10 protein-coding genes are annotated in these 12,102 nt (G+C 57.9%); 4 read left to right on the top strand and 6 right to left on the bottom strand.

Going from position 1 to position 12,102, the window contains the following annotated elements; all coding sequences use genetic code 11:
• Positions 1-161: 161 nt before the first annotated feature.
• Complete coding sequence (locus tag DEU53_RS01075) at positions 162-737, top strand: DedA family protein (RefSeq protein WP_110865775.1); 576 nt, start codon at positions 162-164, stop codon at positions 735-737.
• Here DEU53_RS01075 and DEU53_RS01070 read toward each other — a convergent pair whose 3' ends face one another.
• The gene (locus DEU53_RS01070; protein ID WP_110865774.1) at positions 738-1,514 is read right to left on the bottom strand and encodes an SDR family oxidoreductase; all 777 of its coding nucleotides are present in this window, start codon (positions 1,512-1,514) and stop codon (positions 738-740) included.
• A 117-nt stretch (positions 1,515-1,631) separates the two neighbouring features.
• Here DEU53_RS01070 and DEU53_RS01065 point away from each other — a divergent pair, with 117 nt between their 5' ends.
• Together DEU53_RS01065 and DEU53_RS01060 are read left to right on the top strand one after the other, a co-directional pair.
• A complete protein-coding gene (locus DEU53_RS01065) occupies positions 1,632-3,446 on the top strand; it encodes a glycoside hydrolase family 15 protein (protein WP_101763162.1) in 1,815 nt (604 codons plus the stop codon).
• 196 nt (positions 3,447-3,642) lie between these two features.
• Positions 3,643-4,695, top strand: coding sequence for a L,D-transpeptidase family protein (locus tag DEU53_RS01060; RefSeq protein WP_110865773.1), 1,053 nt, complete (start codon positions 3,643-3,645; stop codon positions 4,693-4,695).
• An 83-nt stretch (positions 4,696-4,778) separates the two neighbouring features.
• On the opposite strand, the gene DEU53_RS01055 is transcribed toward DEU53_RS01060, so the two are convergent.
• Complete coding sequence (locus DEU53_RS01055; protein WP_110865772.1) at positions 4,779-5,804, bottom strand: transporter; 1,026 nt, start codon at positions 5,802-5,804, stop codon at positions 4,779-4,781.
• 162 nt (positions 5,805-5,966) lie between these two features.
• Here DEU53_RS01055 and DEU53_RS01050 point away from each other — a divergent pair, with 162 nt between their 5' ends.
• Complete coding sequence (locus DEU53_RS01050) at positions 5,967-7,577, top strand: inorganic phosphate transporter (RefSeq protein ID WP_110865771.1); 1,611 nt, start codon at positions 5,967-5,969, stop codon at positions 7,575-7,577.
• A 44-nt stretch (positions 7,578-7,621) separates the two neighbouring features.
• Here the strand turns inward: DEU53_RS01050 and DEU53_RS01045 are convergent, their stop codons facing one another.
• The 4 genes from DEU53_RS01045 to DEU53_RS01030 form a co-directional block, all read right to left on the bottom strand.
• Positions 7,622-8,830 carry an MFS transporter gene (locus tag DEU53_RS01045; RefSeq protein WP_101763166.1) on the bottom strand — a complete coding sequence of 403 codons (1,209 nt, stop codon included), beginning with the start codon at positions 8,828-8,830 and terminating at the stop codon, positions 7,622-7,624.
• Positions 8,831-9,007: 177 nt separating this feature from the next.
• On the bottom strand, positions 9,008-9,958 hold the full coding sequence (gene dusC, locus DEU53_RS01040; protein WP_110865770.1) for a tRNA dihydrouridine(16) synthase DusC: 951 nt from the start codon (positions 9,956-9,958) through the stop codon (positions 9,008-9,010).
• A 4-nt stretch (positions 9,959-9,962) separates the two neighbouring features.
• Positions 9,963-11,351, bottom strand: coding sequence for an ATP-dependent RNA helicase RhlE (gene rhlE, locus DEU53_RS01035; RefSeq protein WP_008102680.1), 1,389 nt, complete (start codon positions 11,349-11,351; stop codon positions 9,963-9,965).
• Positions 11,352-11,566: 215 nt separating this feature from the next.
• A complete protein-coding gene (locus DEU53_RS01030) occupies positions 11,567-11,959 on the bottom strand; it encodes a YbhQ family protein (RefSeq protein ID WP_101763168.1) in 393 nt (130 codons plus the stop codon).
• Positions 11,960-12,102 lie beyond the last annotated feature (143 nt).

The following is a 12,102-nucleotide window of genomic DNA, read 5'->3' as shown; positions in this document are numbered from 1 at the left end:
TACTCCTTTGCTGCGATGGGCTGCCCTTACAGCCAACGGCCTGATCAACGGAGGCAGCGTTAGCTCAAGTATAATCGTCGGCGCCGTTTTTGCGGGGCGCCACACAAATTAAGCCGCTGGTATACACTAATAGCGATTTCACACTTTGCAGGGAGGATAATTTGCATCTCGATATCAATGGATTAATCACCCAATACGGTTATCTGGCGCTGCTGATTGGTTGTATTGCCGAAGGGGAAACGTTCACGTTGTTGGGCGGTGTGGCGGCGCATGAAGGCTTATTGCACTTTAGCGGCGTGGTGCTGGCGGCGATGATCGGCGGCATTATTGGCGATCAGCTGCTGTTCTGGCTGGGACGCCGTTATGGCACGCGCATTTTGCGCCGTTTCAGTAAACATCAGGAAACAATTGGCAAGGCTAAGCGGCTAATTCAAAAACACCCGAGCCTGTTCGTGATTGGCGTGCGCTTTATGTACGGCTTCCGCATTGTCGGGCCGATCATTATTGGCACCAGCCGCCTCAAGCCGCTGCGTTTCTTCATTCTGAACGTGATTGGTGCGGCGCTGTGGGCGCTGATCTTTGTCTCGCTTGGCTACTTTGCCGGACAGATTGTCGCGCCGTGGCTGCACAAGATCGATCAGCACCTCAAGCCGCTGTTGTGGCTGGCGGCGGCGGTGATTTTTGGCATCGTCTTGCGTTACATCATTCGCCACTGGAATCACCGCCGCGCCGGTTGATTACGAGTGGTACCCCTTAAACTGCGGATTGGCCAACATAAAACCACCGTCGACAATAAACGATTGTCCGGTGGTATAAGTTGCCCACTCCGAACAGAGCCATGCCACTAAACTTGCCACTTCACGCGTATCGCCGGGACGCCCAATCGGGATTTCCGGCATACGTCGTCCTTGCTGGTCATCTTTCATATCGTTCATCGCCGTGGCAATTGCGCCCGGTGCGACCGCGTTCACCAGAATATGGTGCGGTAAGAGACTCAGCGCCATCGATTTGGTCAAGCCGCCGAGCGCATGTTTGGCAGCGGTATAGGCGGTGGCATCCGGCAGCGGCGTATGTTCATGCACCGACGTAATGTTGATGATGCGTCCGCCGTCGCCCTGATCAACCATATGACGCGCGGCAATCTGCCCGCAAAGAAACGCGCCATCGACATCCACGTTGAACACTTTGCGCCAATCCTCAAAGGTGACATCGAGAAAGTCGGCTTTGGTCATCACGCCGGCATTACACACCAATACGTCAATGCGCCCCAGCGAGTTGATCAGCTGCGTCAGTTGCTGTGCGCCGGCTTGTGGATCGGAGAGATCAACCTGCCGCACCTGCGCCTGCTGTCCACGGCTCTCCACCATGCGCGCGGTTTCCTGGGCGCCCTCTTCATCCGAACTCCAGGTGATGCCCAGCGTATAACCCGCTTCGGCCAGCATCACCGCACAGCTGCGACCAATGCCTGAACTGGATCCGGTAACCACAGCGACTTTCTGTTTTCCTAAGCTCATAACATTCTCCTGATTGAGGGTGTCTTTACAGTATAGAAGTTATCCTTCTGTGCCTCGGGGCCGCCGAATCTGCCGTTTCGTCTATAGTTAACAATTACCTACGGCAAAGGGGGCACGATGAGCGAGATTAAACGCAGAATAGACGACCATGGCGTGATTGGTGATTTACGCACCTGCGCACTGATTGCTAACGATGGCACCATCGATTATCTCTGCTGGCCGGCGCTCGATAGCCCGTCGGTTTTCGCCGCGCTACTGGACAGCGATGAGGCCGGCCTGTTCTCCCTCGCGCCGGACTGGAAAAATGCCCGCCAGCAACAGCTCTATTTACCGGATACCAATATTCTGCAAACCCGCTGGCTGGATGACGCTGGCGTGGCAGAGATCACCGATTACATGCCGATCTGCGATGAGCAGAGCAAAGTGCCGCGTATCGTGCGCCGCGTAAAGATGGTACGCGGCACCGCCACCTTTCATCTGCTGTGTGCGCCACGCCACGACTACGCGCGCGCCGAAACCACCACCGAACTGCGGCCCGGCGGTATCGCCTTCCTTGCGTCGGGGCAACCGGCGTTGCGCCTCAGCGCTTCGGTGGTGATGACGCGCGAGAACCACAGCGCGGTGGCGGAATTTACCCTGAAAGCCGGGGAAACCGCTGAGTTTGTCTTTGGTAACGATGACGATCCTAACGTGGCCACCATCGCCACCGAGCACTGTTTCCACGACACGCTGGAGTACTGGCGACGCTGGAGCAGCCACAGTTCCTACCGCGGCCGCTGGCAGGAGATGGTGACGCGTTCAGCGCTGGCGCTGAAGTTACTCACTTCGCATCAGCACGGTTCCATCGCCGCCGCCGCTACTTTCGGCTTACCCGAAGAGTTGGGCGGCGAGCGCAACTGGGATTATCGCGCCTCGTGGATCCGCGATGCCTCATTCAGCATGTACGCGCTGATGCGCCTCGGCTACACCGAAGAAGCGCGCGACTTTACCAAATGGGTCGGCCGCTGCGTCGAGCACAGCCACGACGACACGCCGCATCTGCAAGTGATGTATCGCCTCGACAGCGGCACCGAGCTACACGAAACCGAGCTGCTCAATCTTTCCGGCTACGCCAATTCACGTCCGGTGCGCATCGGCAATGATGCCTGGCGCCAGACGCAGCTCGATATTTACGGCGAGTTGATGGATGCCATCTACCTCGCCAATAAATATGGCGAGGCAATTTCGCATCGCGGCTGGAAGTATGTGTCCGATATGATCGATTACGTCTGCGTGAACTGGAACCAGCCCGATGCCGGGATCTGGGAAATGCGCGGCGAGCCGGAACATTTCCTGCATTCACGCCTGATGTGTTGGGTCGCGCTCGATCGCGCACTGCGCCTTGGCCTGAAACGTTCGCTGCCGATGCCGTACGACCGCTGGGATAAGGTGCGCAGCGAGATCCGCGACGATATCTGGCAGAACTTCTGGAACCCGGAGCTGGGCCATTTCACCGCGACGCGCGGCGGCAATTTCCTGGATGCTTCGATGCTGCTGATGCCGCTGGTGCGCTTTGTCAGCTCCACCGATCCCGACTGGATTTCGACGCTGGACGCGATTAAAACGCATCTGGTGAGCGACGGTTTAGTCCGACGCTATAACATTCACGAGACGCCTGCCGATGCTTTAACCGGCGGAGAAGGATCTTTCGGTGCCTGCTCATTCTGGTATGTGGAGTGTCTGGCGCGAGCGGGTCGCGTACATGAGGCGCATTTTGAGTTTGAAAAGCTGCTGAGTTACGCCAATCCGCTTGGTTTGTACGCCGAAGAGTTCACCTCACACGGCGAAGCGTTAGGTAACATGCCGCAGGCGTTGACGCATCTGGCGTTAATCAGTGCCGCTTTTTTCCTCAATCGTAAACTGAGTAATGAAGTGACGCTGTGGCAGCCGTAAAAATTCACATTTTGGGCTGCGGATCGAAGGGAATTGTCGGGTAAAGACAAGGAATTGCGTAAAGTATATGCAGCCAGTAAAAATCCTGATTTCCATCAATGCGCCAATGCACATATAATGCGCAGCGGGTCATACTGACCACGATGGATTCGACACACTGACAAGCCTGAAACATGGCCATAACGACTTGAAAAACATGAAAATGAGCATTCGCGCGTTCGCTTCACTCGCCCTCGCACTGGCGGCGTTCAGCCAGTCGGCATTTGCAGTAGTCTATCCGCTGCCGCCGGCTAACAGCCGTCTGATCGGCGAAAACATTGAAATCACTGTCCCTGATGACAGCAAACTTCCGCTGGAAGCCTTTGCTGCACAGTATCAGATGGGCCTCAGCAATATGCTGGAAGCCAATCCGGGCGTTGACGTTTATCTGCCAAAAGCTGGCACTAAAATGATCATCCCACAGCAGCTGATTCTGCCTGACGCGCCGCGTGAAGGCATCGTGATCAACAGCGCTGAGATGCGTCTTTACTACTACCCGAAAGGCACCAAGACCGTGGTCGTACTGCCAATCGGTATCGGCGAGCTGGGTAAAGATACGCCGGTCAACTGGACGACCAAGGTTGAGCGTAAGAAAGATGGCCCAACCTGGACGCCAACCAAAGCGATGCACGCAGAATATGCGGCACGCGGCGAGAGCATTCCTGCGGTGTTCCCAGCGGGTCCGGATAACCCGATGGGCCTGCACGCGCTCTATATCGGCCGCCTGTATGCGATTCACGGCACTAACGCCAACTTCGGTATCGGCCTGCGCGTAAGCCACGGCTGTGTGCGTCTGCGTGCTGACGACATCAAATGGCTGTTCGACAACGTGCCGGTTGGCACCCGCGTACAGTTCATCGATCAGCCGGTGAAAGCCACCGTTGAGCCAGATGGTTCGCGCTACGTGGAAGTACACAATCCGCTATCGACCACCGAAGAGCAGTTCAATTCACGCGAAGTGGTGCCGATCAACCTGACTTCCGCTGTGACCAAAGTGATTGCCGATGCCAGCACCAACCAGGATGCGGTCAACAACGCTATCCAGGCGCGTAACGGTATGCCGATCAAAATCAACGGTCCAACTGGCGAAGTGCAGCCAGCACCGGTGCCGGTTCAGGAGTCTTCTGACGCATTGCCGAAAGAAGAGCCAATGACGCCGCAAGGTATCAACGGCGCAGCGCCAGCAGCGCAGCCGGCCACCAGCCTGTAATCGCGAGTTAATAAGCGCAATAAATTGCGCCGCTACAGATAAATGCACCTACCGTAGCGGCGCGATTCATTGCGCAACGTTAATCAATCACGCGGTCGTCGAAACGCCAGCCAACCCGCCACCAGGGTAAACGCCAGCACTACCAACACCAGCAGCAAAAAGCCGTGCGGATTATTCGCCAGCGGAATTCCGCCCACGTTCATGCCAAAAAATCCCGCCACGATATTGATCGGTAACGCCAGCACGGTAATCACCGTCAGCAAAAACAGCGTGCGGTTGCTCTGCTCCATCAATCGTGCGGCAATCTCTTCCTGCAGCAAACGAATCCGCTCCATCAAACTCGCCAAATCATTCAGCGCCACGCTGAACTCTTCGGTGAAAATTCGCAGCTCGCCCAGGGGTTCACGCTTTAGCCATTTGGGCGGACGATTCAGCAAGCGGAACAGCGCCGCTGGTTCCGGTGCCAGCAAACGCTGCACGCGCAGCAGCATACGACGCAGTTGTCCCAGCTCACTGCGATTGGTTTTGATCGCCGCACTCAGCAAGCGCTCTTCAATCGCATCCACCGCCTGACTGGAACGCCGCACCACTTGCTCCAGCTGCGCTTCCTGCTCGCCAAGCAGCCACAGCAGCATCGCATCCGGCTCGGCGAACTTCAGTTCATTCATCTGCTGATGCATGCGTTCGATCATGCCAACCGGGCGAAAACGCGCGGTGACCACCACACGCGGGCAGCACCACATCCACAACGTGGCGTTCTGCGTGCTGCGCTCCTCTTTACTGAAGGTGACGTCATTGAGTACCGCCAGCAGCGCATCGTTTTGCTGGGCTAAACGGGTGCGCGGCGAAGCAGAATGTATCTCGTCGAAAAAATCGTGGTCTACGCCAAAGTGGTCCTGAACCCAGCGTTCAGCACGCGCGTGATTAAGGTTGATGTGCAGCCAGATAAAGGTCGACTCCGGCAGCTGCTGCTGCGCCAGCTGTGCCGCTTCGCGTGCATTGAGCCGCTGTGGCAGCGACGCGGGCGTAAACAGATAACCATGAATCAGTCCGGCGACGTCGTTATTGAAGTCCGGCAGCGAGGCGAGCGGTAGTACGGGCTGGAGCATTAGCAGGTCATTCCCGAGCGGTCAGATCCACAGCGTGCGACAGGGATGTTGCAGCAAGATGACACCGGGCGTGCGCCATCATCATTCTGTCATACAAACCACGTATCACACTGCCATTAACGGGTGCCGTTCGAGCATCGTGAGTTAACACTGAGGTGTTTTATGGCTGAAAACAGTTTACCTGCATCGACCTCCTCGTCCCACAGCGGACGCCCGAACCTTAACCGCGGCAACGGCCCTGCCTCACGCCTGATCTTCGTGCTGTTGCTGATTGCTGGCCTGCTGTATGCCGGCATCAACCTGTTTAATGACGTTGAAGAGACCGGCGCGCCGGTCACCAGCTACATACCGTTCCTGCTGCTCGGCGTGGCGCTGATCATTGCGCTCGGTTTTGAATTTGTGAACGGTTTCCACGATACCGCCAACGCCGTCGCCACGGTGATCTACACCCATTCACTGTCGCCGGGCGTGGCGGTGATGTGGTCCGGTTTCTGTAACTTTTTGGGCGTGCTGCTCTCCAGCGGCGTGGTGGCGTTCGGCATCATCTCGCTGCTGCCGGTGGAGTTAATTCTGCAAGCGGGCAGCGGCCACGGCTTTGCCATGGTCTATGCGCTGCTGTTCTCGGCGATTATCTGGAACCTCGGCACCTGGTATTTTGGTTTACCGGCCTCCTCTTCGCATACGCTGATCGGTTCGATTATCGGCGTTGGCGTGGCGAACGCCTTGCTGCATGGCCGCAGCGGCACCAGCGGCGTGGATTGGGATCAGGCAATTAAAGTCGGGTATGCGCTGCTGCTGTCGCCGATTGTCGGCTTCGTCTGCGCCGCACTGCTGCTGCTGGCGATGAAAGCCTTTATCCGCAATCGCCAGCTGTATGAAGCGCCGAAGGGCAACCAGCCGCCGCCGGTGTGGATTCGCGGCTTGCTGATCCTCACCTGTACCGGCGTATCGTTCGCACACGGCTCGAATGACGGGCAGAAAGGCATGGGCCTAATCATGCTGATTCTGGTCGGCACCATGCCGATTGCCTATGCGTTGAACCGCTCGCTGCCGCCGGAGCAGATTCCGCGCGTCGCCGCCTTAACCCAGGTGACGGAACAGCAGCTGCTGACGCTGCAACCGGCGCCCGCCGCCATGCCCGCGCCGCGCGAGGTGCTGACCGAATTCGTGCGCACCAGCCAGACTCGTCCACAGGTGTTGCCGGCGCTCGGCATGATGCTGGGCGATATCGGCGACCAGATTCGTCGCTATGGCGCAGTGGAGAATATCCCGGCGCAGGCGGTGACCAACACGCGAAACGACATGTATCTGGCCTCCGAAACCATTAAGCATCTGCAAAGCGCCAAAGTAGCGCTGCCGGAAGAGACCGCGCGCAACCTGGCGGCGGTGAAGAAAGAGCTGGATGCCGCCACGCGCTTTATCCCGATGTGGGTGAAAGTGGTGGTGGCAATAGCGCTGGGCCTCGGCACCCTGGTTGGCTGGCGTCGCATTGTGGTGACGGTGGGCGAACGCATCGGCAAAACCCATCTGACCTACGCGCAAGGTGCCAGCGCGGAGCTGGTAGCGATGGCGACCATCGGCGCGGCCGACGCGTTTGGCCTGCCGGTTTCTACTACCCATGTGCTCTCATCAGGCGTCGCCGGTACGATGGCCGCCAACCGTTCAGGTCTGCAACTTGCCACCATCCGCAATCTGGCGATGGCGTGGGTGCTGACGCTGCCGGTGTCCGTGTTACTTTCGGGACTGCTTTACGCCCTGTTTATCCACTTTTAACTGCGGTAAACAACGGCGGCGCACGGGGGTTTGCCGATGAAGCGTTATTCGCTCAGCGCTTGCGCGGCCGTCTGCCGGCCGTGTTGCTGGTGCAGACGCAGCGTGATAGCAAACGCCCCCAGCACCATCAGCGCCGCCGCCAGATAGACCGATTGCATGCCCCAATGCCCTATCAGCAAGCCCGCCACCGGACCGGTTAATCCCAGTCCTAAATCGAGAAACGCCGAATAGGTGCCGAGTGCCGAACCCTGATCCTGCTGCTGTACGCGCTTCACCGCTTCCACGCCCAGCGCCGGGAACACCAGCGAGAAACCGCCGCCGGTGAGGAACGCGCCCAAATCCACCAGCCAGATGCTGTCGGCCTGCCAAATCAGCAGCAGTCCGGCACACTCCAGCACGAATGACACCAGCGACACCTTCAGGCCACCGAAACGCGTGATGTAGCGACCAAAACCGAGACGCACAATCACAAAGCCGAGGCTGAACAGCGTCAGCGCGAACGCCGCACCGCTCCAGTCGCGGCTGGCGAAATAGAGCGTGATAAAGGTGGAAATTACGCCGAAACCGATGGTGCCAAAGCCAAGCGCCAGCCCAAACATCCACACGCGGCTGACCACGCGATGAAACGGAATGCGCACGCCGGCGGAGACGCTGACGCCCGCTTTGCGACTCGCCATCCAGAATCCGGCAACGCCCATGATCGCCACCAAACCAGCAAAGCCGCTGATGCCAAACCACTGATTCAGCAGCACGCCGAGCGGTGCACCAATCGCCATGGCGAAATAGGTGGCTACGCCGTTCCACGAGATCACCCGCGCGGTTTGCAGCGGACCGACAATGTTCATGCCCCACAGCGTCGATCCGGTACTGCTGAAGCTTTCGCCCACGCCGAGGAACAAGCGCCCCGCCGCCAGCAGCGCCAGGCTCAGCAGCGGCATGTCGCTGCACAGCGCGGCGATAATCGACAACACGCCGCTCATGCCGCAGAACACCAATCCCATCATCACCACGCGCTTCGGACCAAAGCGATCCGCCAGACGACCGGAGTGCGGGCGGCTTAATAACGTAGCGAAATATTGCAGGCTGATGATTAATCCGGCGATGAACGAGCTGAATCCAAGCTGGTTATGCACGAATCCCGGCAGCACCGCGAGCGGCAAACCCACCGAAAGGTAGCAAAAGAAGGTGAAAACAATGACGGAGAGAATACGTTTATTTAACTGAGCGTTACTCAGTACAGCGGCGTCAGACATGGAAAGTGGCGTCGGGAACGGTGATGAAAATGGACAATAACTATAACCTTAGCCTGCTAAGAGATCGCGACTTTTTTAGTTATAAAGTACTAACAGATTGGAGGAAATAATGAGCACACATCCGGTCTTTCATATGGCGCAATAAATCGCGCTGCTACGAAATGTGCGTATTGGTGATTATGCGATGATACGTGTTGCATGTCGGTCAATTGCATCAGCAATATCGGCGGAAACGCGCAAGGTGCGCACTTCGCTGAACAAGCCGTCGGCTTGGTGATACGCCTTGCGCAGGTAGCCAAGCCACTGCTTGATGCGCGCCACGTGATACATGCCGGTATCGCCCTGCTTTTCCAGCTGAGTATACTTAAGCAACAAGGCAACCACGTCGGGCCACGCCATCGGCGCTTCGTTGTACTTCACCACGCGCGCCAGATTCGGCACGTTGAGCGCGCCGCGCCCTATCATCACCGCATCGCAGCCGGTAATGCGCATGCAATCCTGCGCGTCCTGCCAGTTCCAGATCTCACCGTTGGCGATCACCGGAATGCGCATACGCTGGCGGATTTCGCCAATCGCCTGCCAGTTAATGCTTTCGGCGCGATAACCGTCTTCTTTAGTACGACCGTGCACCACCAGCTCGCTGGCACCGGCTTGCTGCACCGCATCGGCAATCTCAAAACGACGATCGCCAGAATCCCAGCCCAACCGCACTTTCACCGTCACCGGCAGATGATCCGGCACCGCTTCACGCATCGCTTTCGCGCCGCGATAGATCAGTTCGGGATCTTTCAGCAAGGTGGCACCGCCGCCGCTGCCGTTGACCAGCTTCGACGGACAGCCGCAGTTGAGATCAACGCCCCAGGAACCGAGTTCTACCGCGCGCGCGGCGTTCTCGGCCAGCCACTCGGGGTATTGCCCGAGCAGCTGCATGCGAACGCGCGTGCCTGACGGCGTGCGGCTGCGGTTATGTAGCTCAGGACACAAACGATAGAAGGATTTTACCGGCAGCAGCTGATCGACCACGCGCAAAAACTCGGTCACGCACAAGTCATAATCATTCACCCCGGAGAGCAGCTCACGCACCAGCGAATCAAGCACGCCCTCCATCGGCGCCAGCAACACCCTCATGACGTTAGGCGTTCCCGGTTTTCTTTGGCGCCGGACGACGACGACCGCTGTTGGCGGCTGGCGCAGCCTGGCTTGCGCCCTGCGCTGGACGACGCGCGGAACGCGCTTCACCCTGCGGACGTGGCGCATTGCCGCTATGCGGGCGAGAAACGTTGCCGCCCTGACCGCGACCCTGGCCTTGACCACGTCCACCTTGACCGCGACCGCCGCCCTGCTGCTGACGACCGTTCTGGATTGGCTCGGCTTTGATGCTGGGATCGACTTCGAAACCAGGCAGCTCGATGCGCGGGATTTCACGCTTCAGCAGACGCTCAATGTCACGCAGCAGTTTGTGTTCATCAACACACACCAGCGACAGTGCCGCGCCGGTAGCAGCCGCACGGCCGGTACGACCGATACGGTGCACGTAATCTTCCGCCACGTTTGGCAGCTCGTAGTTCACCACGTGTGGCAGCTCTTCGATATCCAGACCACGCGCCGCGATGTCGGTCGCGACCAGCACGCGAATGCCGCCGGATTTGAAGTCAGCCAATGCACGGGTACGCGCGCCCTGGCTCTTGTTGCCGTGGATCGCGGCGGCGGTAATGCCGTCTTTGTTCAGCTGCTCAGCCAGATGATTGGCGCCGTGTTTGGTACGGGTGAACACCAGCACTTGCTGCCAGTTATCACGACCAATCATCAGCGACAGCAGTTCCCGCTTGCGCTTCTTATCCACGAAATGCACTTGCTGTGAAACTTGCTCAGAGGCGGTGTTACGACGCGCAACTTCAACCTGTTCTGGGTTGGTAAGCAGTTTTTCCGCCAGCGTTTTGATCTCGTCAGAGAAGGTGGCAGAGAACAGCAGGTTCTGACGCTTAGCAGGCAGACGCGCCAGCACGCGACGGATGTCGTGGATGAAGCCCATATCGAGCATACGATCCGCTTCATCCAGCACGAGGATTTCAACCTGTGACAGATCAACCGCGTTCTGGTGCGCCAGATCGAGCAGACGGCCCGGTGTCGCCACCAGCACGTCAACGCCGCCGCGCAGTTTCATCATCTGCGGGTTGATGCTCACGCCGCCAAATACCACCAGCGAACGGATATCGAGATATTGGCTGTACTCACGCACGTTCTCGCCAACCTGAGCCGCCAGTTCGCGGGTCGGGGTCAGGATCAACGCACGCACCGGGCGGCGGCCACGCGCCGTGGACGGTTTTGCAGTCAGACGCTGCAGCAACGGCAGCGTAAAGCCGGCGGTTTTACCGGTGCCGGTTTGGGCGCTCGCCAGCAGGTCACGACCAGCCAGCACCACAGGAATGGCCTGACGCTGAATCGGCGTCGGCTCTTGGTAGCCTTGTTCTGCTACCGCACGCAAAATATCGGCACTTAAGCCGAGAGAGTCAAATGACATGCAGGTGTATTACTCCGAACCGTCCTGACCGCCGTAGGCGATGTAGTTTTCAGGAGGGATATGACGCAAGCGCGGGGCTCACGTGTGAAAAGGGCACAAACTACCATGCGTAAGGGCGCGAGTTTAGCAGCTTTCCGCGCAGACAGCATCCATAAAAAAAGGAGCCGCATTGGGCTCCTTTTTGTCAGGTCCGCAGGGTTGCGGTCCCTAATCGATCAACTGCGCTTTTTCTCAATGCGCTGAACCGGCTCTTTCGCCAGCAGTGAAACCAGCGCCGGTCCCACCAACATCACCACGCCGAGGAGACCAATCAGCAGGTTGTTATGGATAAAGCGGGAGATCAGGAACAGCGTTAACATCGCTGCGCCAAAGTAGTAAGTGGTGGTCACCTCTTCGAGGGAGTCACCCATTCTACGTAAACGGGCACTACGCTGCATGACCAGCATGGTAATGAATACCACCGCATAAGCTGCCACCAGGGTACTGCTCACTTCAACCAGCGCCCTATGTTTCCAGCCCCAAACCAGTGCGGCAATCACCAGCAGGTGCATTGCAATGTGCAAACAAGTTTGTCCGGTAACAATCTGAACACGATTAGACCATTTCATTCTCTTCTCCTGGCAGACCCAACAGGTCGCCCAAGTGTATCTGGCTGGAGGCCAGACGAACGTCCTCAATGTAAAGCAAATTTCGGATTACGCCCTAATTTTCTGCCCTTAACACCATCCATTTGTGACAAAGACTACACTTT

It is taken from the genome of Pantoea sp. AG1095, from assembly GCF_003208415.1.
GTDB lineage: Bacteria > Pseudomonadota > Gammaproteobacteria > Enterobacterales > Enterobacteriaceae > Pantoea > Pantoea leporis.
Note: the sequence above shows the minus strand (reverse complement) of the source record. Positions and strands in the feature narration are given on the sequence as shown.

Coding starts and splice junctions, on each gene's coding strand:
- DEU53_RS01070 (WP_110865774.1), bottom strand. CDS start 1,514: ATGAGCTTAGGAAAACAGAAAGTCGCTGTGGTTACCGGATCCAGTTCA.
- DEU53_RS01065 (WP_101763162.1), top strand. CDS start 1,632: ATGAGCGAGATTAAACGCAGAATAGACGACCATGGCGTGATTGGTGAT.
- DEU53_RS01060 (WP_110865773.1), top strand. CDS start 3,643: ATGAAAATGAGCATTCGCGCGTTCGCTTCACTCGCCCTCGCACTGGCG.
- DEU53_RS01055 (WP_110865772.1), bottom strand. CDS start 5,804: ATGCTCCAGCCCGTACTACCGCTCGCCTCGCTGCCGGACTTCAATAAC.
- DEU53_RS01050 (WP_110865771.1), top strand. CDS start 5,967: ATGGCTGAAAACAGTTTACCTGCATCGACCTCCTCGTCCCACAGCGGA.
- DEU53_RS01045 (WP_101763166.1), bottom strand. CDS start 8,830: ATGTCTGACGCCGCTGTACTGAGTAACGCTCAGTTAAATAAACGTATT.
- dusC (WP_110865770.1), bottom strand. CDS start 9,958: ATGAGGGTGTTGCTGGCGCCGATGGAGGGCGTGCTTGATTCGCTGGTG.
- rhlE (WP_008102680.1), bottom strand. CDS start 11,351: ATGTCATTTGACTCTCTCGGCTTAAGTGCCGATATTTTGCGTGCGGTA.
- DEU53_RS01030 (WP_101763168.1), bottom strand. CDS start 11,959: ATGAAATGGTCTAATCGTGTTCAGATTGTTACCGGACAAACTTGTTTG.